The sequence below is a fragment of the Kutzneria kofuensis genome (assembly GCF_014203355.1).
In the GTDB taxonomy this organism is placed as follows: Bacteria; Actinomycetota; Actinomycetes; order Mycobacteriales; family Pseudonocardiaceae; genus Kutzneria; species Kutzneria kofuensis.
The window spans coordinates 5,554,646-5,581,024 of record NZ_JACHIR010000001.1 but is presented as its reverse complement, the minus strand read 5'-3'; the positions used below and the strand labels follow the sequence as shown (position 1 = coordinate 5,581,024).

General features: G+C 70.4%; 26 protein-coding genes. 8 read left to right on the top strand and 18 right to left on the bottom strand.

Going from position 1 to position 26,379, the window contains the following annotated elements; translation table 11 throughout:
• Positions 1–49 precede the first annotated feature (49 nt).
• Positions 50–757: a 3-keto-5-aminohexanoate cleavage protein gene (locus BJ998_RS25870; RefSeq protein WP_184865705.1), complete on the bottom strand. Its 708-nt coding sequence runs from the start codon at positions 755–757 to the stop codon at positions 50–52.
• A gap of 163 nt (positions 758–920) precedes the next feature.
• On the opposite strand from BJ998_RS25870, the gene BJ998_RS25865 reads away from it, so the two are divergent.
• Positions 921–1,346 carry a hypothetical protein gene (locus BJ998_RS25865; RefSeq protein ID WP_184865703.1) on the top strand — a complete coding sequence of 142 codons (426 nt, stop codon included), beginning with the start codon at positions 921–923 and terminating at the stop codon, positions 1,344–1,346.
• On the opposite strand, the gene ligA is transcribed toward BJ998_RS25865, so the two are convergent.
• The 5 genes from ligA to BJ998_RS25840 form a co-directional block, all read right to left on the bottom strand.
• Entirely contained in the window at positions 1,335–3,461 is a 2,127-nt protein-coding gene (gene ligA / locus BJ998_RS25860; RefSeq protein ID WP_184865700.1) for an NAD-dependent DNA ligase LigA, read from the bottom strand. The genes BJ998_RS25865 and ligA overlap by 12 nt on opposite strands.
• Positions 3,462–3,500: 39 nt before the next feature.
• On the bottom strand, positions 3,501–4,247 hold the full coding sequence (locus BJ998_RS25855; RefSeq protein ID WP_184865698.1) for a hypothetical protein: 747 nt from the start codon (positions 4,245–4,247) through the stop codon (positions 3,501–3,503).
• A 114-nt stretch (positions 4,248–4,361) separates the two neighbouring features.
• Positions 4,362–5,321, bottom strand: a complete 960-nt coding sequence (locus BJ998_RS25850) for a serine hydrolase (RefSeq protein ID WP_184865695.1) — start codon at positions 5,319–5,321, stop codon at positions 4,362–4,364.
• A gap of 201 nt (positions 5,322–5,522) precedes the next feature.
• Positions 5,523–6,176, bottom strand: coding sequence for a response regulator (locus tag BJ998_RS25845; protein WP_184865692.1), 654 nt, complete (start codon positions 6,174–6,176; stop codon positions 5,523–5,525).
• Positions 6,169–7,212, bottom strand: coding sequence for a sensor histidine kinase (locus tag BJ998_RS25840; protein WP_184865689.1), 1,044 nt, complete (start codon positions 7,210–7,212; stop codon positions 6,169–6,171). The genes BJ998_RS25845 and BJ998_RS25840 overlap by 8 nt, the downstream gene beginning before the upstream one ends.
• A gap of 110 nt (positions 7,213–7,322) precedes the next feature.
• Between BJ998_RS25840 and BJ998_RS25835 the strand changes: the two genes are divergently transcribed.
• Positions 7,323–8,654: an alpha/beta fold hydrolase gene (locus tag BJ998_RS25835; protein WP_184865686.1), complete on the top strand. Its 1,332-nt coding sequence runs from the start codon at positions 7,323–7,325 to the stop codon at positions 8,652–8,654.
• 51 nt (positions 8,655–8,705) lie between these two features.
• Here the strand turns inward: BJ998_RS25835 and BJ998_RS25830 are convergent, their stop codons facing one another.
• Both BJ998_RS25830 and BJ998_RS25825 read right to left on the bottom strand, forming a co-directional pair.
• On the bottom strand, positions 8,706–10,565 hold the full coding sequence (locus tag BJ998_RS25830; RefSeq protein ID WP_184865683.1) for a glycoside hydrolase family 9 protein: 1,860 nt from the start codon (positions 10,563–10,565) through the stop codon (positions 8,706–8,708).
• A 339-nt stretch (positions 10,566–10,904) separates the two neighbouring features.
• Positions 10,905–11,936, bottom strand: a complete 1,032-nt coding sequence (locus BJ998_RS25825; RefSeq protein ID WP_184865680.1) for a methionine synthase — start codon at positions 11,934–11,936, stop codon at positions 10,905–10,907.
• 242 nt (positions 11,937–12,178) lie between these two features.
• Between BJ998_RS25825 and BJ998_RS25820 the strand changes: the two genes are divergently transcribed.
• Positions 12,179–12,922, top strand: a complete 744-nt coding sequence (locus BJ998_RS25820) for a 3D domain-containing protein (RefSeq protein ID WP_184865678.1) — start codon at positions 12,179–12,181, stop codon at positions 12,920–12,922.
• Complete coding sequence (locus BJ998_RS25815; protein ID WP_184865676.1) at positions 12,922–14,244, top strand: cellulose binding domain-containing protein; 1,323 nt, start codon at positions 12,922–12,924, stop codon at positions 14,242–14,244. Before BJ998_RS25820 ends, BJ998_RS25815 begins: the two co-directional genes overlap by 1 nt.
• Positions 14,245–14,299: 55 nt before the next feature.
• Here the strand turns inward: BJ998_RS25815 and BJ998_RS25810 are convergent, their stop codons facing one another.
• Genes BJ998_RS25810 through BJ998_RS25800 form a run of 3 tightly spaced genes read right to left on the bottom strand, consistent with a single transcriptional unit; the run spans position 14,300 to position 16,308 of the window.
• Positions 14,300–14,692: a hypothetical protein gene (locus tag BJ998_RS25810; RefSeq protein ID WP_246488652.1), complete on the bottom strand. Its 393-nt coding sequence runs from the start codon at positions 14,690–14,692 to the stop codon at positions 14,300–14,302.
• 1 nt (position 14,693) lies between these two features.
• A complete protein-coding gene (locus BJ998_RS25805) occupies positions 14,694–15,500 on the bottom strand; it encodes a heavy metal-binding domain-containing protein (protein ID WP_246488651.1) in 807 nt (268 codons plus the stop codon).
• 1 nt (position 15,501) lies between these two features.
• Positions 15,502–16,308: a heavy metal-binding domain-containing protein gene (locus tag BJ998_RS25800; RefSeq protein ID WP_184865674.1), complete on the bottom strand. Its 807-nt coding sequence runs from the start codon at positions 16,306–16,308 to the stop codon at positions 15,502–15,504.
• Positions 16,309–16,381: 73 nt separating this feature from the next.
• On the opposite strand from BJ998_RS25800, the gene BJ998_RS25795 reads away from it, so the two are divergent.
• Positions 16,382–16,732, top strand: a complete 351-nt coding sequence (locus tag BJ998_RS25795; protein ID WP_184865671.1) for a DUF1304 domain-containing protein — start codon at positions 16,382–16,384, stop codon at positions 16,730–16,732.
• Positions 16,733–16,810: 78 nt separating this feature from the next.
• The gene (locus BJ998_RS25790; protein WP_184868933.1) at positions 16,811–18,034 is read left to right on the top strand and encodes a GGDEF domain-containing protein; all 1,224 of its coding nucleotides are present in this window, start codon (positions 16,811–16,813) and stop codon (positions 18,032–18,034) included.
• Here the strand turns inward: BJ998_RS25790 and BJ998_RS25785 are convergent.
• Positions 18,012–18,905, bottom strand: coding sequence for a LysR family transcriptional regulator (locus BJ998_RS25785; RefSeq protein ID WP_184865669.1), 894 nt, complete (start codon positions 18,903–18,905; stop codon positions 18,012–18,014). The genes BJ998_RS25790 and BJ998_RS25785 overlap by 23 nt on opposite strands.
• Positions 18,906–18,975: 70 nt before the next feature.
• Here BJ998_RS25785 and BJ998_RS25780 point away from each other — a divergent pair, with 70 nt between their 5' ends.
• The gene (locus BJ998_RS25780) at positions 18,976–19,893 is read left to right on the top strand and encodes a serine/threonine dehydratase (RefSeq protein WP_221338125.1); all 918 of its coding nucleotides are present in this window, start codon (positions 18,976–18,978) and stop codon (positions 19,891–19,893) included.
• Here the strand turns inward: BJ998_RS25780 and BJ998_RS25775 are convergent.
• From BJ998_RS25775 to ngcE, 4 genes are all read right to left on the bottom strand, one after another.
• Positions 19,880–20,281: a hypothetical protein gene (locus BJ998_RS25775; RefSeq protein WP_184865664.1), complete on the bottom strand. Its 402-nt coding sequence runs from the start codon at positions 20,279–20,281 to the stop codon at positions 19,880–19,882. The genes BJ998_RS25780 and BJ998_RS25775 overlap by 14 nt on opposite strands.
• Before the next feature lie 80 nt (positions 20,282–20,361).
• Positions 20,362–21,300 carry a carbohydrate ABC transporter permease gene (locus BJ998_RS25770; RefSeq protein WP_184865662.1) on the bottom strand — a complete coding sequence of 313 codons (939 nt, stop codon included), beginning with the start codon at positions 21,298–21,300 and terminating at the stop codon, positions 20,362–20,364.
• Positions 21,301–21,314: 14 nt separating this feature from the next.
• The gene (locus BJ998_RS25765) at positions 21,315–22,244 is read right to left on the bottom strand and encodes a carbohydrate ABC transporter permease (protein WP_184865660.1); all 930 of its coding nucleotides are present in this window, start codon (positions 22,242–22,244) and stop codon (positions 21,315–21,317) included.
• A 3-nt stretch (positions 22,245–22,247) separates the two neighbouring features.
• Positions 22,248–23,675 (bottom strand): N-acetylglucosamine/diacetylchitobiose ABC transporter substrate-binding protein, encoded by a 1,428-nt coding sequence (ngcE, locus tag BJ998_RS25760; RefSeq protein WP_184865657.1) that lies wholly within the window; start codon positions 23,673–23,675, stop codon positions 22,248–22,250.
• 238 nt (positions 23,676–23,913) lie between these two features.
• On the opposite strand from ngcE, the gene BJ998_RS25755 reads away from it, so the two are divergent.
• Positions 23,914–24,921: a hypothetical protein gene (locus tag BJ998_RS25755; RefSeq protein ID WP_184865655.1), complete on the top strand. Its 1,008-nt coding sequence runs from the start codon at positions 23,914–23,916 to the stop codon at positions 24,919–24,921.
• Positions 24,922–24,987: 66 nt separating this feature from the next.
• On the opposite strand, the gene BJ998_RS25750 is transcribed toward BJ998_RS25755, so the two are convergent.
• Positions 24,988–25,308: an L-rhamnose mutarotase gene (locus BJ998_RS25750; protein WP_184865652.1), complete on the bottom strand. Its 321-nt coding sequence runs from the start codon at positions 25,306–25,308 to the stop codon at positions 24,988–24,990.
• Positions 25,308–26,378: a tRNA 2-thiouridine(34) synthase MnmA gene (mnmA, locus tag BJ998_RS25745; protein WP_184865649.1), complete on the bottom strand. Its 1,071-nt coding sequence runs from the start codon at positions 26,376–26,378 to the stop codon at positions 25,308–25,310. Before mnmA ends, BJ998_RS25750 begins: the two co-directional genes overlap by 1 nt.
• Position 26,379: the final 1 nt, after the last annotated feature.

Below are 26,379 nucleotides of genomic sequence, written 5' to 3'. Positions count from 1 at the left end.
TTTCCATTGCCATGCACGGCAATTGACCCACGCCAGTCAGCACGAATCGTCACATGGTCCTGAGCATCCCTCGCGCCGCCGCGATCAGGTCGGCGTTGCCGAGGGCCGGCGTGCCGTCGGGGCGGCACAAGGCGTCCTCCAGTCCCATCCTGGTGGACAGCCCGAGCCGCACGGCCTCGCCGAACACCGACCACGCGTCGTCGTCCTGACCGTGCAACAGAATCGGCAGGTTCGACCAGGAAAGGGCGTCCAGCAACGGCTCCGGCGCGTCCCCCGGCTGGACTTCGGCCAAGACTCGGACGGAGCCGGGCGGGAACCCGTTGGCGCGCAACGTCTGTGCGGCTTGCACGTGGAACACGCCGAGTTCGATGCCGACCCCGGCGGAGTGCAACGCGGCGCAGACCTGCTGCCAGCCGTCCTCGTGCACGTTCACGGAAGCGGTGTCGGGACGGCCGGCGGCCAGCACGGCCCAGCCGGCGACAAGTTCCGCGCGCCGCACCGGATCCGGCTGGATCCACGCCCCGGTGGTCACGCTGATCTCCAGCCCCGGCACCGCGGCCCGCACCACCGAGACGGCGGTGGCCACCTCCGGCCCGGCGAGCACCTCTTCACCCGCGGTATCACGCGGATGCACGTGCAGCGCGGTCACTCCGAGTTCGGCGACGGCCGCCGCGTCGGCGGCCAACTCCTGGGGCGTGACCGGCAGCGCGGGATGCTCGTCCCGCGCCCGACTCCCGTTCAGACAGGCTTGCAGCATGCTTCGACCGTGCCCTGACGCAGCCGCAACGGCAATGGGGCCGATTCATTCGATCGAGCTAAGACTGTCATGGTTGGCCGACAACGGCTTGGACTGTCCGCGACTCCTCCAGTACGTTCCGGTTCGGCCAGGGCGTGGGCTCGGCACGAAGCGAGGAGAAGTGATGCGAGGCCATCACCGGGTGGTGCACCCCGAGGCGGCCCTCGCGGTCTCGGCCGGCATCACCGGCATCACCTTCGCGGCGGTGGTCGCCGTCATGGCCGTGCAGCACGCCAGCGAGCAGGCCACCGACATCCGCAACGCCGGCCAGACCCCGGTGCCCACACCGACCACCACCTCGGCCACGCCGACGCCGCAGCCGCCGACCACGATCATCGTGCAGCAGCCCGCGCCGCAGACGAAGGTGCTGGTGGTGACCAAGGAGGTGCCGGCGCCGCCGGCGTCGACCAGCGCCGGGCCGAAGTCCACGCCGCAGCCGAGGGACCTGCTGCCCTCGACCACGACGCGTGACCCCGCCGCCGAGATGATGAGCGAGTGGCCGTCCATGGCCGGCAACGTCTTCGACCTGTTCGTCCGCTCAGGGCGCTGAGGTCTCCTCCTCGGCGCCGATGGTGGCGACCTCGATCGCCGCGTCCGAGCCCTGGGCCAGCAGCACACGGAAGCCGTCCTCGTCGAGCACCGGCACCTTGAGCTGAATGGCCTTGTCGTACTTGGATCCCGGGTTCTCCCCCACCACCACGAACGACGTCTTCTTCGACACCGAGCCGACGGCCTTGCCGCCGCGCACGATGATCGCCTCCTTGGCCTCGTCCCGCGAGAAGTTCGGCAGCGTCCCCGTCACCACGATGGACAGCCCCTCGAGCACGCGCGGCGTCGAGGAATCCTGCTCCTCCTCCATCCGAACGCCGGCTGCGCGCCACTTCTCGATGATGTCCCGCCGCCACTCCCACTCGTACCACTCGCGCACGGCCGCGGCGATCGTCGGGCCCACGCCGTCGGCGGCGGCCAGTTCCTCCTCGCTGGCGGCGAAGATCCGGTCGATGGAGCCGAACGTGACGGCCAGCGCCCGCGCCGCCGACGGCCCGACATGCCGAATGGACAGGGACACCAGCACCCGCCACAGGTCCCGCTGCTTGGCCGCGTCCAGGTTGGCCAGCAGCCGCGCACCGTTGGCGGACAGCTTGTAGCCGAGTTCGGACTTCTTGTCCTGGGCCCGGAACAGGTCGGTGCGCAGCAGCTTCCGGGCGTCGAGGTCGAACACGTCGCCCTCGTCCTCGATCACGCCGGCCTCCAGCAGCGCGGTCGCCGCCTCGTAGCCGAGCACCTCGATGTCCAGCGCGTTGCGGCTGGCCAGGTAGAACAGCCGCTCCCGCAGCTGCGCCGGGCAGGACTGCTGGTTGGGGCAGCGGATGTCGGCGTCGCCTTCCTTCTCGTAGCGCAGCGTGGTGCCGCACTCCGGGCAGTCCACCGGCATCACGAACTCGCGCTCGTCACCGGTGCGGGCGTCGACCACCGGACCGAGCACCTCCGGGATGACGTCGCCGGCCTTGCGGATGACGATCGTGTCGCCGATCAGCACGCCCTTGCGCTTGACCTCGGACGCGTTGTGCAGCGTCGCCCGCGCCACCGTGGAACCGGCCACCAGCACCGGCTTGGTCACCGCGAACGGCGTGACCCGGCCGGTGCGGCCGACGCCGACCTGGATGTCCAGCAGCGTGGTGGTGGCCTCCTCGGGCGCGTACTTGTACGCGATCGCCCAGCGCGGGGCCCTCGACGTGGAGCCCAGCCGCCGCTGCAGCGCCACCTCGTCGACCTTGACGACGATGCCGTCGATCTCGTGCTCGGCGTCGTGCCGGTGCTCACCCCAGTACGCGACGTGCGCCTCGACCTCGTCGATGCCCTTGACCAGCTTGGTGTGCGGGGACACCGGCAGGCCCCAGGCCGCCAGCGCGCGGTAGGCGTCGGACTGCCGCTGCGGCTCGAAGCCCTCGCGCTTGCCGAGGCCGTGGCAGATGAAGCGCAGCGGACGGCCGGCGGTGACCTTCGGGTCCTTCTGCCGCAGCGAGCCGGCGGCCGAGTTGCGCGGGTTGGCGAACGGCGGCTTGCCGGCCTCGACCAGGCCGGCGTTGAGCTCCTCGAAGTCCTCCACCCGGAAGAACACCTCGCCGCGCACCTCGACCAGCTCGGGCACCGGGAACTCGTCGGTGCCGGTCAGCCGCTCCGGGATGTCGTTGATGGTGCGGACGTTCAGCGTGACGTCCTCGCCGGTGCGACCGTCGCCACGGGTCAGCGCCCGCACCAGCCGGCCGTCCTGGTAGAGCAGGTTCAGCGCGAGGCCGTCGATCTTGAGCTCGCACAGGAAGTGCGAGTCCTCGCCGATCTCCTTGTGCACCCGGTCGGCCCAGGCCCGCAGGTCGTCGGTGTTGAAGACGTTGTCCAGGCTGAGCAGCCGCTCCAGGTGGTCGACCGCGGTGAAGTCGGTGGAGAAGCTGCCGCCCACCCGCTGCGTCGGCGAGTCGGGCGTGACCAGGCTCGGGTAGGAGTCCTCGATGCCCTGGAGTTCGCGCAGCAGCACGTCGAACTCGCCGTCGGTGATCGTCGGCGAGTCCAGGACGTAGTAGCGGAACTGGTGGCCGCGGATCTGCTCGGCGAGCTCGCCGTAATGCGCGCGAATGTCGTCGGGAACGTCTTCGGTGCTGGTCACGGGCCTAGATTAGCGGTGACCCCCGACAGTTTCCGGCCGTCAGGCGTCACCGCTGGGGGTGGTGTGCTCGATCGGATTGCCGTCGGCGTCCTGGCCCGCCAGCCCGCGCACGATCGTCCGCAGCTCCAGCAGCGTGATGCCGTGATCCGGGGCGGACTCCGCCGTCTCCACGCGCCGCAGCCGCTCGGCCGCGAGGCGCTCGCCGAGGGTGGCGTCGAGCGGCAGGAAGGTCATCGCGGTGCGGGCCTCGTCGGTCAGCGACCCCAGTTCCGGATGGTGCACGGCGACGTCGACGACGCCGGCGTCCCGGTCCACCTGTGCCACGACGCGCACGTCGGCCAGGCGCAGCCGGTGGTCGCCGATGTTGACGGTGACCTCGGTCGGGTCCGGCACGGGCGGCACCGAGTCGTGGTACTCCCAGATCATGTCCTCCGGCGGCGCGGCCGCCTGCCACGCGTCGGTGAACGGACGCAGGTCGGGGCGCTCCTGCCCGGTGACGACGAGGGCGTAGACGGCGCGCTGGCCGCGTTCCACCGAGAAGTGCAGCTCCGGGTGGATCGCCGCGACCTCCTCGCACAGCAGGTGCTCGATCCGCTTCGGCTCGCTGTCGCCGAGGGCGGAGTTGATCTGCGGCAACAGCTCGTACCAGCGCGCCCAGAACCGCTCGGCCCGGGCCCGCGGGTTCTCCGTTGCAGGTTCCAGCCACTCCGCCACCTGGTCGGAGTCGGGCTCGACGACGGGCGTGTCGTGCTCGGCGTGACGGCGCCGCCACGGGAACCACTTCATCCCGCCATTGTCCGCCTCGGCGCGGGTTTGTCTGCCCTGTTGGGGCCGTTCGGCGCAGTGATTGCGGCCATTCGCGACCGGTTCCGGCCGATATCTGAACCACATTCGCGTTCGTCAGCGGCCGGCCACCGCCGCGACGGCGGCCTTGCAGACGGCCGACGCCTGGTCGATGCCGGTCTGCTCGTCGGGCTGTGAACTGGACAGGAACGCCACCAGGTAGCTGTGGCCGCCGTGGCTGACCTGGCCGATGCTGTTGATCGCCCACAGGTCGTCGTCGGAGTCGATGGGCAGCCAGCCGTTCTTCAACGCCGGCGTGGTGCCGGGGTCCGCGGCGGCCGACACGCCCCACACCTGGTCGGGCTCGACCTCGTGCATGAGGTCGGCGGCGTACTTGCGGGAGGCCTCGTCCAGCGGCGACTTGCCCGACGTGAGCACGTTCATCACGGTGAGCTGGTCGGCGACGGTCGTGGTGGTCAGGCCCCAGTAGTCGTCCGCGCCGGGCACCGTGTTGCGCAGGCCGAAGGCGGCGTTGGCCGTCGCCATGCCGGCGGCGCTGCCCACGTCGTCCCACAGCGTCGTGGCGGAGTCGTTGTCGCTGGCCTCGATCATCTTGGTGGCGGCCTGGTCCTCGTCGTCGGTGAGCGGCGTGCCCTGCTGCTGCGACTGGTACAGCAGCACGGCGAGGATGTCGGCCTTGACGATGCTGGCGGTCGGGTACTTCTCGTCGGCGTTGTAGCTGGCGGTGACGCCGGTGTCCTGGTTGAGCACGGCCACCGAGAAGTCGCCGCTCTTGTCCGCGTTCAGCGGGGCCATGGCGGCGGCGAGCGCCGCGGTCGGATCCGTCACGGGGACGGAGGTGGCGTCGACGGACGCCGTCGGGGCGGCGGTCTTGGTCAGCGTGCCGGTGGCGGCCGCGGACCGGGCCTTGGGCTGGGGCGTGCCCGCCACCGGGGACGCGGCGACGCTGCCGTCCACGCCGACCACGACGGCAGCCAGCCCGGCGCCGGCGACAACGGCCGCGAGCATCACCAGCACTCGGTGGCGCGTCCACGCCGGCCGGGAATTTCGACCCATGCGACAAGCCTCGGGTATCGACCTGCGGAGAAGCTGAAGAGGAAACCGTGAAGACCTTAAGAGTTGCCTGTCCGGATTGCCAGGGTCGGTTCCGGGCCACCCGTGAACCAAATCACATCCATGCAGCTCGGCGGCGGTTTTCACGCCCTTCACGGCCAATGGTGAATCGGGATGAATCGCCCTGAAGGGTGATCGGCATGATCATAGTGAACCGGAATTCGGGGTGATCAGGCCGGATTCGTAGGCGATGACGACCAGTTGTGCGCGGTCCCGCACGGCGAACTTGGCGAGCAGGTGGCTCACGTGCGTCTTCACGGTCCCGACGCCCAGGTGCAGCCGGCCGGCGATCTCCGCGTTGGACAGCCCGCGCCCGACCAGCCGCAGCACGTCCTGCTCCCGCTGGGTGACGCCGGCCAGCGTCGGGCGCGCCAACGCGGGCGTCCGGCCGAACTCGGCGATCAGCCGCCGGGTGACCGACGGCGACAGCAGCGCGTCGCCCGCGGCGACGATGCGGATCGCGGACAGCAGCTCGGCCGGCGGCGTGTCCTTGAGCAGGAAGCCGCTCGCCCCGGCCCGCAGCGCGGCGAACACGTACCGGTCCAGGTCGAACATGGTCAGCACGAGCACCTTGGTGGCCAGCTCGGCGCAAATCCGGCGGGTCGCCTCGACACCGTCCAGTACCGGCATCCGGATGTCCATCAGCACCACGTCGGGCCTGTGCTCCCGGGCCAGTTCGACCGCCTCGGCGCCGTTGCCCGCCTCGCCGACCGTCTCCAGCTCCGGGTCGCTGTCGATCAGCAGCCGGAACGTGCCGCGCAGCAACGCCTGGTCGTCGGCGATGAGCACGCTAGTCATACGGAAGCCTTGCGGAGACGGCAAACCCGCCGCCGGGGCGCGGGCCGGCGGTGAGAGCGCCGTCGAACATCGCGACCCGTTCCCGCATGCCGCGCAGCCCGCTGTGCCGGCCCTGGTTGGTGACGTCCACCCGCACCTCGGTGTCGGTCACGTCCACCAGCACCCGGCAACTCGTCGGGGCGGCGTGCTTGACCACGTTGGTGAGGGCCTCCTGCACGATCCGGTACACCGCGAGGTCGACCCCTTCCGGCAGCGGCCCACCGCGCACGTCCACATTCGTCTCCACCCCCATTTCCCGGGCCACGGCGGCAAGTTGCGGCAGCTGCGTCAGGCCCGGCGCCGGGCTCAGCGGCTCCTCGGCCCGGAGCACGCCCAGCATGCGACGCATCTCCGCCAACGCTTCCCGGCTGGTGGATTCGATGACTCGCAACGCATCCGGCGCGGACTCCGGCAGGTGGTTGGCCACCCCGGCCTTCACCGCGATGACGCCGAGGCTGTGCGCCACCACGTCGTGCAGCTCGCGGGCGATGCGCAGCCGCTCCGCCATCACCGCCTGCTCGGCCAGTCTCTCGGCGTAGCAACGACTTCGGCGCACGGCCCGGCCGATCGCCCACGCCCCGCCGAGCACCAGCGCGCCGAACAGGACAGTGCCGACTCCGGAGAACGCCCAGAACGGACCAGCCACGCCCCGTCCGACCAGCACGCCGACCGCTCCGAGCAGGACCATGGCCAGCACCGGGATCCGGCGTGGGCCGATCTCGCCCACCGCGACCGGGTACAGGCAGAACCCGGCCGCCAGAAAAGGATCCACCATGGCGCCGAGCAGTACCGACAGCCACGTCATCGTCAGCACGAACGCGAACACCGGCAGCGGCCACAGCCGACGCGATCCGGCCGGCAGCACGGTTCCGAGCAGCATCAGCACCCGCAACCACGCCGGAGCGGCCGCGTGCACACCGGTGGCCGACAGCAGCAGCGCGACGTAGGCGACCGCGATCCCGCAGTCCCCCAGCACGAGCCTCCGTCGTGAGCCCATCGGCGCAACGCTAGTGGACGCGTGGGGGCCGCACATCTGTCTCGGGACAGAGATGCGAACGGGTCGCCAGGCAGACGCGGGACCCGGGCCGGCCCCGGCATCGTCGCGGTATGAAATCGCTGATCCTCGCACTCACTGTGGCCGCAGTGCCGCTGACACCGGCGGCGCCGGCCGCGCTGGCCTGGGGGCCGTGCGACGGTGGCATGGAATGCACCACGCTCACGGTCCCGTTGGACTGGCAGCATCCCGACGGCCGCAAGGTCACGCTCGCGCTGGGCCGGCTGAAGGCGACCGGCCCGTCGCAGGGCACGGTCCTGGTGAACTACGGCGGCCCCGGCGCCGCCGGGATCACGGTCATGGGCAGCGGCATGCTGTCGCCGGGCAAGCAGCCGTTCGACCAGCTGCGGCAACACATGGACATCGTCACGTGGGATCCGCGCGGCTATGGCCTGATGAACAGCAGGTCCACGCCGGTCATGGACTGGTCGTGCCTGAAGTCGGTGCCATGGCACGGAATGCCGCCGCTGCCGACCTCGCCGGCGGAGTTCACCCGGCTCGCGGCCGACAGCCGCACCGCCGCGAACGTGTGTCGACAACAGGATCCCGCGCTGTTCGACCACATGGACACGCTGACCAACGCCCGCGACATGGAAGCCATCCGTCGGGCGCTCGGCGTGGCCCGGCTGAACCTCTACATGGGTTCCTACGGCAGCGTGTACGGCCAGACCTACGCCGACCTGTACCCGGACCGGGTCCGGACCATGGTGATCGACGGCGGCGGCGACCACAGCCGTGACTTCGACCGGACCCAGGACGCCATCGCCCGGGACAACGTGGTTCGCCTACAGCGGTTCTCCGCGTGGTGCGCGGCCGAAGCCGACTGCGCGCTGCACGGCCGGGACGTGCCGGCGGTCGTCGCCGCGGCGCTGGACTGGCCGGCCAAGCTGGCCATGGCCGGCCGGCTGGTCCGCGGCGACCGCAAGGACTTCGCCCAGCTGGCGGCCGACCTGGCCAAGGCCGAACAGGGTGACAGGTCGGCGTTTCCCAACCCCAGCGTGGGTTATCCGGTGTCCGAGTGCCACGAGTGGCCGGCGCCGCACAGCTTCGCCGAGCTGCACGCCAGCATCGACCGGCTGGCCCGGATCGACCCGGCGCTGGGCGCGGCCGGCACGGTGGTGCCGTTCACGCTGATGTGCGTCGACTGGCCGGGCACCGTCAACGATCCGCCGCGGCCGTTGCCGCATGACCTGCCGCCGCTGCTGGGCGTCGGCAGCTGGACCGACTTCCCGGCGACCAACCGGGTCGTGTCCCAGGTGCCGGGCAGCGGCTCGGTCTACCACGACGGCGGGGGCCACGAGCTCTACGCCATCGGCAACACCTGCGTGATCCCGTTGGTGGACCAGTACTTCCTGACGGCGAAGCCGCCCACGGCCGTGTGCTGACCGGGCGAAGGGCCGCCCGATGGGGGTTCGGGCGGCCCTTCTCTCCCTGCCTCAGCCTGCCGCAGTCAGGCTGAACGCGAGCGCGGCGGTCGAGGTGAAGTCGATCGCCGGCTCCGAGCTCTGCCACGTCCGCACGTCATCCATGTAGCGCGACGCGGTGGAGTCGTAGGTCTTGAACGAGGAGACGCCGCAGGACTTGCCGCCGTCCGGCAGGCTGTCGATCTCCTTGAACAGGCTGGCCTTGTTCGGGCCGTTCACCACCGCGCCGACCGCCACCTTGGCGCCGCCGGTGAGGCTGCCGGCCAGGTTGGCCACCTGGTGCTGCATGCAGTGTGGGAAGGTGCTGCCCACACCGACCACGAGGGAGGTGCCCCAGGCGTTGGAGCCGAGCGCGAAGTCGCGCTGCTGGGTGGCGAACGCGTCGTAGTCGTGCTTGCCGGTCAGCTGGCCGTAGAGCAGGGCCGTGGCCACGAAGCCGAAGCTGTGGCTGGCCACGTCGAAGTCGGTGACGGAGGCGCCGGTGCGGAACGGGCTCTTGGCCGCCTCGGCGACACCGTCGGACAGCTGGCGGGCCAGGTCGCCGGTGAGCTGCGCCTCGGTGACGTCAACCTTCGGGGAGTTCTTCAGGCGCAGCAGCTTGACCAGGTCGGCGTGGCCGAGCGCGCTGGTGTCGTAGACGTTGAGCGTGCCCTGGTCACTACTGGCCAGGTACGCCTTGGCCCACTTGCCGGCGTCGGTCGTCCAGGTGCCGGCGCGGTTGTCGCCCAGCGCGTTCGCGGCCAGCGCCAGCTCCGCGGCGCCCAGCTCCAGGTCGTCCAGATAGGACGACTCGGGGTAGTAGCCGTGCGGGTAGGCGGAGACGATGCTGCCGCCCGCAGTGTTGGCCAGACCGTAGATCGCTGCCGCGGTGGACAGGTACTGCGTGGCCTTCGTCCTGTCGGTGGCCGCCAGGTTCTGCGCCGCCACGGCGAACGCCGCCGCGACACGGCCGGCCAGGTTCGGACTGATCTTCTGGCCCGCCTTGTTGGCCGCGAAGACCGGGCGGTACTTGATGTAGTAGTTCTCGTCGCCGGCCTTGACGTTCAGTTTGTCGTCGGCCTCCGGCAGCCGCCACACGTCGTGGTCGCCGACGAAGTTCTCCTTGCTGCTACCGCCGCCGACGCCGACCTGCGCGTACAGCACCCCGTTCTTGGCGTCCCACATCTTGCTCAGGAAGTCCAGGCCGTACTGCGCCTCCGCGGTCAGCGAGGTGCTCGGCCGGGACCGCTCCGACAGCAGCAGGTTGGTCACCGCGTACGAGGTCGTCACCGTGAACTTGAGGAAGTCGCCCGCGTCGAACCAGCCGCCCGAGGCGTCGATCGTGGCGCCCGTCTTGGACATCTTGCTGCTGATCGTGTCGTCGCCGGTGAAGGTCGGCACGTTGTAGACCGACGCCGACTTGTCCGTGAGGTGGCTCGGCTTGCGGTTGAGCACGCCCGAGATGACGTCCGCGCCGTCCCGCTGGGCCTGGAAGAACTTCACCACGTCGTCGGCGATCGGCGAGAACAGCGCGTTGGCGCTGTCCACCTTGAACGACGGTGACACCGTGCTGCCGACCTTGATCTGGTAGGTGCCGGCCGTCTTCAGGGCCGAGATGTCGATCGGGTAGACGGCTGTGTAGGCCGTGCTCCACTTGCCCGTGCTGGCGCCCACCTTGCCGCTCAGCACCGACTTCCCGGCCGAGTCGACCACGGAGAACGATGCTCCCGCGTTCGACGTCGTGCCCATCAGGTAGGCGGCCTTGGTCTCCCCGGTCGCGTATCCGACCTGGTCGACCCTGATCTGGGCGGTGGTGGCGGCCGCCGCGGGCACGGCGAAGCTCACCGAGGCGATCGCGGCCAGGGACGCGATCGCCACTGTTCCAACTCGCATGGGGTCCTCCGGTGCAGGGGCCGGCGGCGGCGGGAGCCCAAACGGTAAAGAAAGTTTCCTAATTTGTTGAAATGAAAGCTACGTCACAGCCGTGCCCGTGGTCAAGGGGATCTTCCGGACGAATGCCACCTGAATCGAGACCGTTCGACAGCACGCGCCCCGCGCCCACGCCCGCTCCCCGCATCCGCACACCCGCCACCCGCCACCCGCCACCACATGAGTGGCTCGCTTGCCCCCTTGAGTCAAGTGAGCCACTCACGTGCATCGAAGGTGGGGGGAGGCGGGGGCTGGGGCGGGGGCGGGGCGGGTGCTGGCGGCAGTGGCGGCGGTGGGAACAGCTCACCAGTTCTCGGGTGGCTCGGCGAAGGCCTTGCCCAGGTCCCGGGCCAGCGACATGGCCTTGCGGGCCCAGGCATGGTCGGCGCCGGCCAGGCCGCAGGTCGGCGTCGGCACCGCGCGTTCCGTCAACAACGACCGGGCGAAGCCGAGCTTGTCGACGAGGTCCAAGGCGGGCTGGGCGAGGGACTTCAGCGGCACGGGCTTGCCGGGGTCGACGGTGGGAACCAGGCCGAGGAAGAGGACGGCGCCGTCGTCCCAGGTTTCGCCGATCTGGTCGAGGACCTGGGCGGGGGCGTTGCGGAGCAACGTCAGGTCGAAGGCGAGGGCGTCGGCGCCGGCGGAACGGAGCAGGGACAGCGGCGGCCGGTCGGCGCAGCAGTGGACGATGACGGGCTGGCCGGTGGCCCGGCGGGCCGACTCGATGACGCCGGAGAGGAGCTCGCGGACCTCGGGTTCGGGGACGGGAGCGACGAAGCCGAGCTTGGACGGGGTGGGCAGCAGGCCCCGAAGGACCGACGGCAGCATCGGCTCGTCCAACTGCACGACAACGTTTGCGCCCGTTCGCTTGGACACCTCGGCGACATGTGCGGCGAGCCCCTCGGACAGGGAAGCGGCGAACTCGCGAAGTGCGCCGGGGTCGGTCAGGACCCGGTGCCCGCGAGGGAGCTCGACCAGAGACGTGAGGGTCCACGGGCCGGTGAGCTGCACCTTCACCACGGACGGCTTGGTCGACTCGACGGCGTCCTGGAAGGCGTCGAGGTCGAAGCGCATGAGGTCGACGGCCCGGCGGTGGTCGCGGCCGGGCCGGGGAGCCACACGGTAGCCGGAGGGCACGACCTCGACGGCGAGGTCGACGAGCAGCCCGGCGGTGCGGCCGATCATGTCGGCGCCGACGCCCCGCGCCGGCAGCTCGGCCAGGTGCGGCAGGTCGGGCAGCTCGCCGACGACCACCCGGTTGGCCTCGCCGGGATCGGTTCCGGGCAGCGACCCGATGCCGGTCGCGACGGCGGTTGCCCAGGGTGAGTTCTCCACAACACCACTCTCTCGTCATTTGGTGAACTGCTCGAAAAAGGTCTAGACCCATTGACGTTGTGGTCTAGGCCACTTACGGTCGAGGGGCGACGTGAACCCACCGGGCCACCCGCCGCGTAGTGCGGAGGGTCACCCCCAGTGGGCGACAGCCGTGGTGTGGGGGCGTGACGCGCCCTCGCCCCCACACCACCCCGTTGCGCGTGCACCACTCTCCGCTCCCCTGCCGCAGAGAGGCCACAGCCATGCGCTCCTCCGTCCTGCTCGCCGCCGCCCTGATGATCATCTCCGGCACGGTGGTCGCCGTGCCCGCCCAGGCGGCCCCGTCCTTTCCAGCCTGTCAGCACTTCTACACCGGACCGATCCCGGACCGACCGGTGACCGGCGGACACGGTCCGGGAACCCTCGTCCCGCCGGTCGACGTCAGCGGCAGACTCTCCGCCCCGGGCGGCGTCAGCGGCGGCATCTCCGGCAGCACCGTCACCTTCACGTTCAAGCGGGTGGCCGGCGCGGTCGCCTACCGGGCCTTCCGCAACGGCCAGGCGCTGCAGTGGATCAGCGACTGGGGCCAGCCGACGCTGACCGTCACCGACAACAACCCCTGCCAGAACGCGAACTACCAGCTCTACGCGATGAGCGACCCGTCCGGCTCGGAGCCGTCCATCGGCCAGATCTCCACCGCCTACCGCGTCGGCTCCGACGGCAAGCTGGCGCCGTGGTCGCTGCCCAAGGGCACGGTCCTCAACTACCGCGTCACCTCGTACAACGACACCGGCCAGACCGCGCTGGGCTACAACGCCGGCTCCGGCTTCTGCGCGGTCGACGCCCGCAACATCCCGTGGGGCACCAGGTTCACCGTGCCCGGCTACGGCAGCTGCTACGCCGCCGACATCGGCAGCTGGATCAAGGACGACATCGTCGACGTGTGGCTGCCCGGCAACCAGGCCAACGACTGGGGCATCCAACGACTGAACCTGGTGGTGAGCTGATGAAAGCCGCAATCGCCCTGGCGGCCGCCCTGCCGGTCGTCGGCCTGCTCGTGGCCGCCGGCCTGACGGAGGCGGCCACCGCGCCCAGCGCGGTGATCTCCACCGACTCCTCGTGGTCCGGCGGCTACCAGGAGAAGGTGACGATCACCGCCGGCAGCTCGCCGATCACGAGTTGGAAGGTCGAGTTCGACCTGCCGGCCGGCTCCACCATGGGCTCCTACTGGGACGCCGTGGACACGCCCAGCGCGCAGCACCAGGTGTTCACCAACCGTGAGTACAACGGGTCGCTGGCCGCCGGCGCGAGCACCAGCTTCGGCTTCCTGGTCAGCGGCAACGGCATGCCGACCAACTGCAAGCTGAACGGCCAGCCGTGCGGCGGCGGGACCACCCCGCCGACCAGCACCACCACAACCACCACGACAACGACGACAACCACGACGCCGCCGACCGGCGTAGGCGCGAAGTTCTCGCCGTACATCGACATCACGGCGGCAACGCCCACGCTGGCGGACGTGGCCCGGGCGACCGGTCAGAAGAGTTTCAACCTCGCCTTCGCGCTGGCCGACTCCACGGGCTGCAACGTGTCCTGGGGCGGCACGATCCCGCTCAACGACCCCCGGGTCATCGGCGAGGTCAACGACCTGAAGGCCCTTGGCGGCTCGGTGACGGTGTCCACCGGCGGCGCGGCCGGGCCGTACCTGGAGAACACCTGCGGCTCGGTGCAGGCGCTCACCGCCGCGTACGAGAAGGCCCTGGACGCCGTCGGCAGCAACAGCCTGGACGTGGACATCGAGGCGTCCATCCCGACAGCCACGGTCAACCAGGCGCTGCTGGCCGTGCAGCAGGCCCGCGGCACCACCGTCAGCTACACGCTGCGGGTGCAGGGCCAGGACTACGGCGTCGACCCGTTCTCCGTGTCCATCCTCCAGGACGCCGCGGCACGCGGGCTCAACGTGCTGGTCAACCCCATGGTCATGGACTTCGGCTACACCGGCGACTGGGGTCAGGCCATGGTGTCGGCGGCCAACGCCACCCTGGGCCAGATGAAGACCATCTGGCCGTCGAAGTCGGACGCGCAGATCAAGGCGATGCTCGGCCTGACGCCGATGATCGGCGTCAACGACAGCGGCATGGTGACGACCAAGGCGGCGGCGCAGGCGGTGCTGAGCTTCGCCCAGTCCAACCACATCGGACGGCTGGCGTTCTGGTCGGTCGGCCGGGACAACGGCAACTGCGCGAGCGGCGGCGTCTCGCCGACGTGCAGCGGCATCGCCCAGGGCCTGTACGACTTCACCAACCTCTACAAGGGATTCAACGGCTGATGCGGTGAAGGGGGCATTCCTGGCGTTGAACGCCAGGAATGCCCCCTTCCAAAGGTCACGTCCCGAACAGTCTGGTCAGCGCCTCGCGGGCGGCGGCGTCCTGGGCGGCGACGCCGCCCAGCACCTCGGCGAACACCGCCAGCCACTCGTCCACCCCGACCTGCTTGCGGCTGATCACCACGCCCCGCACCACCTGCCGGATCTCCGCCTCCACGCCGCCGTGCTTGCCGGCACGCAGTTCCAGGTGCTTGTCGGGGGCACGAACCACCACCGACGTCACCTGCCCGCCGCGGCCGAACAGGCCGCGCTTGCGCTCCACCTCGACCATGCCCTCGGGCAGCGCGTCGCCCAGCGTCTCGGTCAGCACCCGGGTGTACGACTCGACATCCGCCCGGTCGGCCTTCAACGCGGCGACGACCAGGTGCGTGTCCCACATGTTGTCGGCCATGTCAGTCCACCAACGGCAGCACGAGCTGCGGCTTGGCGATGCTGTGGTCGGCGCGCAGCGGCTTGACCGCGGTGCCGATGGCGAAGAACTCGGTGGTGTGCCCGCCCCACCGGTGCGGCAGCGACAGCAGCTGCACGCCGACGATGCCCTCGGCCTGCAACGACTCCGCCTCCGCCTGCATCCGGCTCATCGCCAGCTCGCGCGCGTCGTACAACGCCTCGGTGAACTGCGGGATCTCCACGTTCTGCCCGACATTGCCCAGCGCCTGCCAGAATCGCTGGTGGGCGACGTGGTAGACGCACGAGCCCATCACCATGCCCAGCGGCGCGTAGCCGGCCTGCACCAGCGTCCAGAAGTCCTGTCCGGACAGATCGGACGTGAACGGCTTGCCGGTGTTGTTGCGCCACTGCCCCGGCTCGTCGGCCTTGACCGCGGTGCCGACGGCGATGAACTCGGCCAGGTCGCTGCCGAACTCCTTGAACTCGATGTCCAGCCGCACGCCGACGATCCCGTCCGCGCCGAGCACGTCCGCCTCGGCCTCCATCCGGGTCATGGCCAGCTCGCGGGCGTGGTACATCGCGTTGGACAGGACCTCCAGCTCCTGGTTCTTGCTCCACCGGCCGAACTGGAAGCCGACGTGGTAGATGCTGGAGCCGAGCACCATGCCCAGTGGCCGGAACCCGGCCTCCCGCACCAGCAGGAACTCGTTGACGCTCAGGTCCGAGGTGAACAGCGTGGTCTTCTGGCCGGGTTTCATCTCGGCCAGTCGACGCATCGCGTCCTCGGGGATCCCGTCGACGGTGGTCATCTCACTCCCCCTGCCGGCGCAGCGGCATGACGGTCAGCGTGCGGGCCGGGGCGGGTCCGCCCCGGTGGAACTTGGCGACGGCGGTGCCGTACACGGACGCGAGCGCGGCCACGACCTGCTCGCCGGGCTCCCAGGTGGACAGTGCCATCCGGGACACGATGCCGCCGTCGGCGCCGACGGACCGCACCATGTCGTGGAACCGGCGACGGGCGTCGGCCCGCACCCGGTTGATCAAGGCGGTGTACGAGTCGACCTCGGTGTTGCCGGCGTAGAACGAGGTCTGCGCCTGCGTGGCGTAGCCCGTGAACACGGCGTTGGCGGCGCCGGCCCACTCGACCTGCACGGGCACCCAGCCGGCCAGCATCAGCTTGGCCACGTCGCTGCCGGACAGCTCGGTGGTGAACAGCGACGTCGGCCGGGTCGTGGACCGGGCGCGGACGGCGGTGCCCATGGCCAGGAACTCCTCGCCGCCGCCCAGCGAGTTCGTGCTCAGCCGGATGTCGACGACGCCGTCCGCGCCGAGCGTGGTGGCCTCCTCGCGCAGCCGCGCCAGGGCGGTGGAGTAGCCGCTCTGCAGCGCCTCGAGGTACGGCATCGCGACGCCGCTGACGTTGTAGCTGTAGACCGGCGCGTACGTCTGGTAGCGGGAGACCATGCTCTGCACGACGCAGCCCATCACCTCGCCGACCGGCTCCAGCCCGACGGCCTCGATGCCGGCGGCGGACGGGGCGGACAGCAGCGAGGTCCGCACGCCGGAGCGCTTGGCCCTGTTCAGTCGCTCGACCGCGGCCGGGGGCAGCTCGTGCATGGAAGTCCTCTCGTCCACCCACCATCGTGTCACTGCCGCGCGTTCGGGCAACGTGATCCAGCAGACTGACCCGATGCTGATCGTCGCCGATGTCCTGGTCGCCCTGGTTGCCCTGATCCACGCCTACATCCTCGTGCTGGAGATGTTCCTGTGGACGGCGCCACGCACCAGGGCCGCCTTCGGCCTGTCCGCCGAGTTCGCCGAGCAGACCAAGGCGCTCGCCGCCAACCAGGGCCTCTACAACGGCTTCCTGGCCGCCGGGCTGATCTGGGGCCTGATCGGCAGCCGGCCGGCCGAGATCTTCTTCCTGATCTGCGTGATCATCGCCGGTATCTACGGCGCGCTGACCGCCACCAAGCGCATCCTGTTCGTGCAGGTGGTGCCCGGTGCGCTGGCGCTGCTGTTCGTTCTCCTGGCCGGTTGAGCACGTTCGGCGCTGGCAGACCCGGCCGCTCCCGGTCGATACTGCCGGGACACGGCGAGGGGGTGGCGGGCGTTGCTGGTGCGGCCGGCGGAGTGGGCCATCCGGCGGCTGTCGCCCGCGCTCATCGCCTTCACCGTGCTGGTGGAGCTGGTGGCGGTGACCCTGCCGTTCCTCTTACCCGGGCGGCCCGCGACCGGCGGCGACTGGCTGCGCTTCGGGGTGCTGCTGGTGGTCGGGGTCGCGCAGGCCGAGCTGTCCCGGCGGACCGAGCGGATGCGCCGGTTCCTGGCCAGCACCGTGCACGTGAACATGACGTCGGTGTGGATCTTCGCCGGCGCCGTGGACCTGACGCCGGGGTTGGCCGTCGCGCTGACCGTGCTGCTGTTCGGCCATCTGTGGGAACGGATCTGGCGGCAGCTGGCCAGCCGACCGGCGCACCGGGTGATCTACACCGCCACCACGGCCGTCCTGTCCGTGCTGCCGGTGCGGCCCGTGCTGGCGGCGGTCGGCGGGGCCCTTCCCTTCCTCGACCATGACCTGCGCGGCCTGGTCGCCATCGCGGCGGCCATGGCCGCGTTTTTCGTCACGAACAGTGCGCTCGTGACGATCGCGCTGAAGCTGCGCTATCCGGACCTGACGGTCCGGGAGCTGTTCGGCGGCTGGGACGTCAACGCGCTGGAGCTGGCCACGCTGTGCCTGGGCGCGCTGACCGCGGTCGTGCTGATGGCACACGTCTACCTGGTGCCGCTGGTGGTGGTGCCGATCGTGGTGCTGCACCGCGGCGTCCTGATGCGACAGTTCCAGGAGGCGGCCACCACCGACCACAAGACCGGCGTGCTCAACTCGGTGGCCTGGCACGACGCCGCCGCCCGCGAGCTGGACCGGGGCGCCGAGTTCGGCGTGCTGATGATCGACCTCGACCACTTCAAGCGGGTCAACGACACGCACGGGCACCTGGTCGGCGACGCGGTGCTGCGGGAGGTCGCGGACACCGTGTGCGACCAGGTCCGGGAGGTGGACGCGGTCGGCCGGTTCGGCGGCGAGGAGTTCGTGGTGCTGTTACCGGGGGCCGGGCTGCCCGACGCCATCCGCGTCGCGGAGCGGATCCGGACCGCCATCGAGGATCTGACCGTGACCGAGGGCGGCGCGGCCGTCTCCGCGCTGTCGGCGTCCATCGGCGTGTCGGTGCACCCGATGGCCGGCGCGGTGCTGGAGCAGGTGCTGCTGGCCGCGGATTCCGCCCTGTACGAGGCGAAACGCGGCGGCCGCAACCGGGTGGTCAGCCTGCTCGACCCGGCGTGAGGAGCCCGACCAGCTCCGCCACCAGCCGCGGCGGGCGCTTGCGGTGCACGACGAAGATCTCCCGGGCCGGCCGGACGCCCGGCAGCACCCGCACCGCCAGCCGGTCGCAGTCCACGTCGCCGAGCAGGGTCATCGGCACCAGCGAGATGCCCAGGCCGGCCCCCACCAGCGCCAGCGTCACCTCGTAGTCCCGCGTCTCGTAGGCCACGTGCGGGCGGATGTCGGCCTGCGCGAACAGGTGTTCCAGGCAGATCCGGTTCGGCACGCCGTGCGCGCCGGAGATCCAGTCCTCGTCCTTGAGCTCCCGCAGGCTGATCTTGCCGTCGGCCTTGGGATGATCGGCCGGCAGCACCAGCCGGAGCGGGTCGGCGAGCAGCCGCCGGCGGTGCAATCCGTTGTCGGACGGCAGGGTTCCGCCCGGATAGCGGTGCGTGATCAGCACGTCCAGGTCGCGGGCGGTGACCAGGCCGTAGCCGCCGGGCGGCTCGATGTCCACCAGGGACAGCCGGGCGCGCGGATGCCGTTCCCGCAACGCGGCAAGGGCTTCCGGCACGAGGACCTTGCCGGCGGAGGAGAACGTGCCGATGGCCAGCGACTCCGGTTCGGCCTCGATCGACGCCTTGACGGCACGTTCGGCGTCACGCAGCTCGCCGAGCACGCGTTCGCCGTGTCGCAACAGGACTTCGCCCTGCCGCGTGAGGGTGACGCCGGTCGGTCCGCGTTCGACCAGCCGGCAGCCCAGTTCCCGTTCCAGCTTGGCCAGTTGCTGCGACAGCGCCGACGGCGTGAAGGCCAGCCGGGCGGCCGCGGCGGTGATCGAGCCGGCGTGCCCGATCTCCACCAGCACGCGTAGCCGGGCCGGGTCGAGCATTAAGCGCTCCTAAAGTCGGCTCTCGAATCCTCGCTGGCGATTATGGCCCGGCGGGGCGATGGTTGGCCGCATGACAACGTTCGTGGGCCTGCCGACCGCCGCCGACGTGGCCGCCGCGGCCGAGACGATCCGCCCCTACGCCCGGCGCACGCCCGTCATGCGCACGTCGGTCGGCGGCCGGGAAGTCGTGTTCAAGCTCGAACATCTGCAGCTCGCCGGCTCGTTCAAGCTGCGCGGCGCGGTGAACGCCCTGTCCCGGGGCGACCGGCCGGTTCGGGTCGTGACGGCCTCCGGCGGCAACCACGGGCTCGCCGTGGCCACCGCTGCCACGCTGCTCGGCCTCCCCGCGACCGTGTACGTGCCGGAGTCCGCCCCAGAGTCGAAGACCCGGCGGATCGAGGCGATCGGGGCGACGCTGGTCCGACACGGCGGCACCTACGCGGAGGCCGCGAAGGCGGCCTTGGCTGCGGTGACGGCACAGGACCGCTACCTGCCGGCGTACGACCACCCGGACGTCATCGCCGGCCAGGGCACGATGGGCGCCGAGATCGTCGCCGATGCGCCCGAGGTGGACGCCGTGCTGGTCGCCGTCGGCGGTGGCGGGCTGGCCGCCGGCACCGCGCTGGCGATCGGCGACCGGACGACCGTGGCGGTGGAACCCGAGGGCTGCGACGCCCTGCACGCGGCGCTCAAGGCCGGCCGCCCCGTCGACACGGAGGTGCTGGACTCCGTCGCCGCGTCGGCCCTCGGCGCGACCCGGGTCGGTGACCTGCCGTTCGCCGTCCTCAACTCGCCGCGAACCCGGTCGGTGCTGGTGTCCGACGCCGAGATCCTTGCCGCACAAGAACTTCTGTGGGAGGAGTTCCGGCTCGCGGTCGAGCCCGCCGCCGCGGCACCGCTCGCCGCCTGGCTCGCCGACCGGGTGCCGGCCGAGCTGCCGTGCATCGTGCTCTGCGGCGCCAACAGCGCCTGGGCTACGGCACGGTGACCGTCACTGTGAAGGCCTGCATGGCCTGACAGGTCACGCCGCCCGGCGACGCGGACGGGCACACCGGCCGGGTCGAGGTGAGCTTCGCGGTTCCCTTGTGCCGGGCCACGAAGTCCGCCTGGGTGCCGCTGATCGGCGGCGAGCCGGTGAGCAGCAGCACGTCCACCGCGTCCGAGTCGCTGGTGACGGCGCTCCAGTGCCCCTTGCCGTCGTCCAGCAGCTTCACGGTGAACTTGTCACCGACGGCGACGCACACGGTCTGGCCGTTGTCCGCCATGGTGAGCTGGTGCGGCGACGGACACGGCCGCGCCGGGGAGGTTGTCGTCGCCGCCGGCGGCGCGGACGGCTGCACACGCGAGCCACAGCCGGCGACGAGGATCGCTGACATCGCTAGAACCACAAAGGCTGCCCGCATGTCCCCAGGACGGTGCGGGCAGCCCCTGTGGTTGCATCAGACAGTGGTTGCAGCTACTTGAGCGTTCCAGCCGTGAGACCGGCCTGCACCTGCCGCTGGAAGATCACGTACACCACCAGCATCGGCAGCATGGCGATGGTCATGCCGGCGAACAGGCCCGACCAGTCCGACTTGTAGCCCTGCGCGACGGCCAGGTTGAGCAGGCCCTCCGCGAGCACCGAGTGGTCGGTGTCGAAGCTGGACTGCGGCTGGAGCAGCACCAACGGCAGCAGGTACTGGTTCCACTGGCCGATCACGTTGAAGATGCCGATGCTGATCAGGCCCGGCCGGGCCATCGGCAGCATCACCTTGGCGAACAGCGTCGTGTGCGAGGCGCCGTCCAGCAGCCCGGCCTCCGCGATCTCCGTCGGGAGCGTGCGGAAGAACGAGTGCAGGAAGAACACGGTGAACGGCAGCGAGAACGCCACGTACACCAGGATCAGCCCGGCGTAGGAGTTCAGCCCGAGGTACGGGCCGATCACCGGGATGTTGCCGAGATTGCCGACGATCTTGAACAGCGGCACCAGGGCCAGGAAGATCGGCAGCGTCAGCCCGGCGACGAACGCGTAGTAGATGATCCGGTTGCCCGGGAACGAGTACCGGGCCAGCACGTAGGCCGCCATCGACCCGACCACCATGGTGATCGTGACGCCGCCGGCCAACACGATCACCGTGTTCAGGAAGAACGTGCCGATGTGGCCGGTGCTCCAGGCCCGGGCGAAGTTGTCGAACCGCGGGGTCGCCGGCAGCGACCACGGGCTGGACAGGATCTCGCTGTCGGTCTTGAACGACGACATCACCGCCCACAGCAGCGGCAGCACCACCATCGCCGCCCACAGCAGCAGGAAGCCCTGCGAGAAGAAGTTCACCACGCCGAACTGGCCGCGCGGCGGCTTCGCCTGCTCGGGCTGCTCCTCCGGGGCCGTCGGCGCGGCCGTGACGAGCTGGGTCATTTCGACAGCCTCCCTCAGAACTCGATGCGGTCGCGCCGGGTGATCCGCAACTGCACGATCGCCAGCAGCAGCGAGAACACCGTCAGGGCCACACCCATCGCGCAGGCGAGGCCGAACTTGCCCTGCGTGAACGCGGTCCGGTACAGCACGTTGGAGATCAGCTCGCTGGCGTGGTCGGGACCGCCGCCGCCCGAGTCCGGGGTCAGGCCGGTGACCAGGGCGAAGCCGTCCAGCGCGATGAAGCCCAGGTACACCCAGGCCACCGAGATGTTCTCCCACAGCAGCGGCAGCGTGATGCGGAAGAACGTCGGCCCGCGGGTGGCGCCGTCCAGCAGCGCCGCCTCGTAGATCTCCTTCGGGATCGACTGCATGGCCGCCGAGAACAGCACCATGTAGAAGCCGACCCCGCTCCACACCATCACCGCGAGCAGGCACCACAGCACCAGGTCGGGGGAGTTGAACCACTGCACCGGCCTGTTCGGGTCGACCAGGCCGACCGCGATCAGCACGGCGTTGAGCAGCCCGCGCCCGTCGGTGCGGAACACCGACTGGAACAGCACCACGATGATGGCCACCGAGAGCACCTGCGGGAAGAACAGCACGACCTTGTACACGCTGGAACCCCGCACGCCCCGGATGCCCGCGCTGTCCCCACGTCCACCGACGTTGAGCATGAACGCGAGGAACAGCGCGAGCAGGATCGTCACCACGGGCATCAACACCAGCAGGAACGCGTTGTGCAGCACGGCCGACAGGAAGATGTCGTCCTGGAACAGCCGCACGTAGTTGCCGACGCCGATGAAGTTTTGGGTGTTGGTCAGCCCGCCCCAGTCCGTGAACGAGTAGAACAGCGTCTGCACGAACGGCGAGACGACGTAGATCACGTACAGGACCAGCGGCACGACCAAAAAGCCCGCGATGAAGGGCAACTGGCGAGATTTCATCGGTTACTTGTCCCGGTGGTACTTCTGGATCGAGCTGTCGGCGGCGACCTTGTCGGCGGCGGCCTGCACCTTGTCGATCCACTGGTCGGCGGTGAAGCGGCCGGCCATCAGCTCACCGGTGGCGGCCTCCCACTCGTTGATCATGGTCGGGTACCAGTCGGTGACCGAGCGGTAGTGCAGCAGGTTGTCGCCCGCCGCCGCGGCCGCCTTGTTCACCGAGGTCAGCGCGGTCGAGTTGGTCACGCTGTCGGCCGAGCCCTTGACGATGGACAGCGAGCTGGTGGCCTGCGCGAAGTTCTTGGCCGCGTCCTTGCTCAGCATGATGCGCAGGAACTCCAGGCCACCGGCCTGGTTCTTGGCCTTGGCCGGCACGATGAACGGCTCGCCCGCCTCGGCCCGCAGCGTCCCGTAGGGCTTCGCGTCCTTGTCGGTCAGGTCCGGCATCGGCAGCAGCGTCAGCTCGGTGCCGGCCGGGGTGGTCTTGCGCATCTCGTTCTCGAGCCAGCTGCCGCACGGCAGGAAGGCGGCCTTGCCGTCCAGGAACGCCTGCTGCGACTCGATGTGCGTCATGCCCTCGGCGCCCGGCAGGACCCAGCCGTTGTGCACCATCTCCAGCACAGCGTTGAGCGAGGCCTTCACCGCGTCCACGCGCCAGGCGTTCGGCTTCAGGTTGTCGATGTCGATCAGGACCTGGTCACCGCCGAGCTTGCCGACCCAGTCCATGATCGGCACACCCATGTAGTACGGGTACTTGCCGGCGTGCACCCACGGCGCGATGCCGGCGGCCTTGATCTGCGGGGCCAGCGTCTTGAAGTCGTTCCAGGTCTTCGGCGGGGTCCAGTTCTTCTCCCGGAAGACCTTGGCGTTGTACCAGAGGCCGTACACGGTGTAGCCGTAGTTGAGCAGGTACACCTTGCCGTCGTAGGTGCCGACGTCCAGCACGCCCGGCAGCAGCGTGTCCTTGACCTTGACGTTCGGGTCGTCGTAGCTGGGGGCGTCCAGCAGCGGCTGCAGGTCGGTCAGGGCGCTGCTGTTGACCAGCGTGCCCGGCTTGATCTGGTTGTCGCCGGAGTCGTCGATCACGTCCGGCGGCGTGCCGTTGGCGAACCGGGGCTGCAGCGTGTCCGAGATCTTCTGGGTGGCCTTGAAGGCCGCGTTGGCCTTGGGGAACGCCTTCTTGTACAGGTTGATGTCGTACTTGGCGTAGTCCTGGCCGAAGCCGCCGTCGAAGATCACCACGTCCAGCGGGGCGTCCTCGGCGACGCCGAACGGGTTGGTCGCGCTCTTGGTTCCGGTCGGGCCGGTGGCGCCGCCTCCGCCGCCCGCGCAGGCACTGAGCACACCGGCCGCGGGGCCGGCCAGCACCGCGAGCGCGGCGGCACGCTGAAGCAGCTGTCGACGGGAGATTTCGGAACCCGATGGGTTAGGCATTGGATCTTCCCCCTGCTGGTCAGGTGGACGGTTGGTCCTGGTTGAACCGGCCCCGACCCGGTCCAGACCAGTGACCGTAACGCCCCTCACAGTCCGGCGGGAGCACCTTGCTCGAGTGACTTACACATCGTGACGCTCTCGTGTCCGACGGTCCGATCCGGCGTCCGTTCGGCGGATGAAGCGAACGATTGCCACTTTTTCGTCGCGAGATGGCCGGTCCTGCGTGTTGGATGGACGCATGGAGTCGGACGAGGAGTGGATCGCACGGCTGCGGCGCACGGCACTGCGAGATGCCGAGGAGATCGCGCCGAGACCGTCCTTCCCCGTGTTCGGCCTGGCCGAGCCGGAGCTCGGCCTCGGCGTGCTGACCTCGCTGAGCGACTCGTCCGCCGAGGAGATCACCCTCGCCTACGGCGACCCGCTGGCCCAGGGCGGGCCGCACCTGTCGATCAACACCGCGCTGCCGGTCGACGAGGAGGCCGCCGGGGCGCTGCGCCGGATGCTCGACGACGAGCACAACCGGATCGTCGACCACGCCGGCGTCGAGGACCCCGACGACGTGCCCGCCGAGCTGTCGGACACCATCACCACCGTCGACGGCGTCGAGCTCACCGGCCCCATCTACCGGGAGGGTCCGCTGTGGACCGCCCGGTTCACCGTCTCCGACGTCGTCGTCACCGTCGTCGCCCGCGGCGTGGAGCCCACCTCCCTGCGCCTGGCCACCGTCGGTGACCTTCGGCCGTACCTCGAACGGCGTAGCGAGTGGATCGCCCGGCTGATCGAGGCGCACCGCCGCCGCCCCGTGCCCGAGCTGCCGGCCGCCACCGGCCTCGACGTGTACCGGTCGCTGATCGGAGAGCTTCTCGGCTTCCAGTCCCGGCACCGGGAGGCCGCCCGCGAGGGCCGGCTGCCCCGCCGCCGCGTCGGCGACGGCCGGCTGTACGGGCCGATGTGGCAGCGGGCCGTGCGGGAGCTGGAGCGGACCGGCCGGCTCAGCCGGGAGGCCGCCAACCGGACCGTGACCTCCATGGTCAACCAGCTGACCCGGCTCGCCGACCGGGCGGAGTGGTTCGCCGACAAGCGGCTGGCCGACCTCGCCGTCGACGAGACCATCCGGTATTCGGTGCTCAACCAGCCGGTGTCCAGCCGGGACGCCCAGCTGGCGTGGGAACGGGTGACCCTGGACGGCCGGGCCGAGGACACCAAGGTGTGGCTGGAGACCTGGGAGAAGTGGGCTACTGGCTGAGCCGAGGAGATGCCCGGTGAGTCGGAGTCGCGAGGCCGAGCCGCGCGCGGAACGCGCGCCGAAAACTCAGTCGAGGTGGAAGACCTCGTCCAGCGGCTTCATGGCCTCGTCGGGGCGGGAGCCGTCCAGCGCCACGAAGAACTCGGCCATTTCGGCTTGCCAGCGGGCGTTGACCTCGCGGGCTTCCATGCCGGCGCGGGCGGCGTCGAAGTCGTCGGTCTCGAGGTAGCCGACGAGGAGGCCGTCCTCGGCGAGGAACAGGGTGTAGTTGCCCCACCCGGTCTCGCGAAGGGCCTGGCGCATCTCGGGCCAGACGTTGGCGTGGCGTTCGCGGTACTCCGCCAGCCGGTCGGGGCGGACGCGGAGGAGGAAGCAGATGCGGCGCATCAGTGGGTCCTGGTGATGGTGGCGCTGGCGAGAACGACATCGTCGCGGTAGAGCACGACGGCCTGGCCGGGGGCGACGCCGCGGAGGGGCTCCCGGAGGGTGACCTGCACGGAACCGTCGACGAACTCGGCGACAGCGGGGGCGACGCCGCCATGGGCGCGGACCTGGGCGGTGCACTCGACGAGGCCGGACCAAGGGGCGTGAACGACCGGGCGGGAGGCGTCGATCCCCGTCACGGCGAGCTTGTCGGAGGAGCCGACACGGACGGTGCCGCTGACGGGCTCCAGGGACAGCACATAGCGGGGCCGGCCGTCGGGGGCGGGGGCGTCGATGCCGAGACCGTGCCGCTGTCCGACGGTGAAACCGTGCACGCCGGTGTGCCGACCGAGCACGGCGCCGGTCTCGGCGTCGACGAGCTCGCCGGCCTGCTCACCTAGGCGCTTGGTCAGGAACGACCGGGTGTCGCCGTCGGGAATGAAGCAGATGTCGTGGCTGTCGGGCTTGGCGGCGACGGCCAGCCCGCGAGCGGCGGCCTCTTCCCGGACCTGTTCCTTGACGGTGTCGCCGAGCGGGAACATGGCGTGCGCCAACTGGTCCTCGGTCAGGGACGCCAGCACGTACGACTGGTCCTTGCCGGCGTCGACGGCCCGACGCAGCTCCGGTCGGCCATCCACAGTGGACAGCTGGGCGTAGTGGCCGGTGCAGACGGCGTCGAAGCCCAGGGCGATGGCCTTGTCCAGCAGCGCCTCGAACTTGATCTTCTCGTTGCAGCGCAGGCACGGGTTGGGCGTCCGCCCGGCGGCGTACTCGGCGACGAAGTCCTCGATCACGTCCTCGGTGAACCGCTCGGCGAAGTCCCAGACGTAGAACGGAATCCCGAGCACGTCGGCGGCCCGCCGAGCGTCGTGGGCGTCCTCGACGGTGCAGCAGCCCCGAGCGCCGGTGCGCAGCGTCCCCGGCTTGGCCGACAGCGCCAGGTGCACGCCGACGACCTCGTGCCCGGCGGCCACGGCCCGCGCCGCGGCCACGGCGGAATCCACGCCGCCGCTCATCGCCGCAAGTACCCGCATC

Bases quoted from the DNA above. Each gene is read 5' to 3' on its own strand.
- BJ998_RS25795 (WP_184865671.1), top strand. From the start codon at position 16,382: ATGCTGATCGTCGCCGATGTCCTGGTCGCCCTGGTTGCCCTGATCCAC.
- BJ998_RS25870 (WP_184865705.1), bottom strand. From the start codon at position 757: ATGCTGCAAGCCTGTCTGAACGGGAGTCGGGCGCGGGACGAGCATCCC.
- BJ998_RS25775 (WP_184865664.1), bottom strand. From the start codon at position 20,281: ATGTCAGCGATCCTCGTCGCCGGCTGTGGCTCGCGTGTGCAGCCGTCC.
- BJ998_RS25750 (WP_184865652.1), bottom strand. From the start codon at position 25,308: ATGCGCCGCATCTGCTTCCTCCTCCGCGTCCGCCCCGACCGGCTGGCG.
- BJ998_RS25835 (WP_184865686.1), top strand. From the start codon at position 7,323: ATGAAATCGCTGATCCTCGCACTCACTGTGGCCGCAGTGCCGCTGACA.
- BJ998_RS25815 (WP_184865676.1), top strand. From the start codon at position 12,922: ATGAAAGCCGCAATCGCCCTGGCGGCCGCCCTGCCGGTCGTCGGCCTG.
- BJ998_RS25820 (WP_184865678.1), top strand. From the start codon at position 12,179: ATGCGCTCCTCCGTCCTGCTCGCCGCCGCCCTGATGATCATCTCCGGC.
- BJ998_RS25755 (WP_184865655.1), top strand. From the start codon at position 23,914: ATGGAGTCGGACGAGGAGTGGATCGCACGGCTGCGGCGCACGGCACTG.
- BJ998_RS25850 (WP_184865695.1), bottom strand. From the start codon at position 5,321: ATGGGTCGAAATTCCCGGCCGGCGTGGACGCGCCACCGAGTGCTGGTG.
- BJ998_RS25770 (WP_184865662.1), bottom strand. From the start codon at position 21,300: ATGACCCAGCTCGTCACGGCCGCGCCGACGGCCCCGGAGGAGCAGCCC.
- BJ998_RS25780 (WP_221338125.1), top strand. From the start codon at position 18,976: ATGACAACGTTCGTGGGCCTGCCGACCGCCGCCGACGTGGCCGCCGCG.
- ngcE (WP_184865657.1), bottom strand. From the start codon at position 23,675: ATGCCTAACCCATCGGGTTCCGAAATCTCCCGTCGACAGCTGCTTCAG.
- BJ998_RS25805 (WP_246488651.1), bottom strand. From the start codon at position 15,500: ATGACCACCGTCGACGGGATCCCCGAGGACGCGATGCGTCGACTGGCC.
- BJ998_RS25855 (WP_184865698.1), bottom strand. From the start codon at position 4,247: ATGAAGTGGTTCCCGTGGCGGCGCCGTCACGCCGAGCACGACACGCCC.
- BJ998_RS25765 (WP_184865660.1), bottom strand. From the start codon at position 22,244: ATGAAATCTCGCCAGTTGCCCTTCATCGCGGGCTTTTTGGTCGTGCCG.
- BJ998_RS25840 (WP_184865689.1), bottom strand. From the start codon at position 7,212: ATGGGCTCACGACGGAGGCTCGTGCTGGGGGACTGCGGGATCGCGGTC.
- BJ998_RS25810 (WP_246488652.1), bottom strand. From the start codon at position 14,692: ATGGCCGACAACATGTGGGACACGCACCTGGTCGTCGCCGCGTTGAAG.
- mnmA (WP_184865649.1), bottom strand. From the start codon at position 26,378: ATGCGGGTACTTGCGGCGATGAGCGGCGGCGTGGATTCCGCCGTGGCC.
- BJ998_RS25845 (WP_184865692.1), bottom strand. From the start codon at position 6,176: ATGACTAGCGTGCTCATCGCCGACGACCAGGCGTTGCTGCGCGGCACG.
- BJ998_RS25830 (WP_184865683.1), bottom strand. From the start codon at position 10,565: ATGCGAGTTGGAACAGTGGCGATCGCGTCCCTGGCCGCGATCGCCTCG.
- BJ998_RS25865 (WP_184865703.1), top strand. From the start codon at position 921: ATGCGAGGCCATCACCGGGTGGTGCACCCCGAGGCGGCCCTCGCGGTC.
- BJ998_RS25785 (WP_184865669.1), bottom strand. From the start codon at position 18,905: ATGCTCGACCCGGCCCGGCTACGCGTGCTGGTGGAGATCGGGCACGCC.
- BJ998_RS25800 (WP_184865674.1), bottom strand. From the start codon at position 16,308: ATGCACGAGCTGCCCCCGGCCGCGGTCGAGCGACTGAACAGGGCCAAG.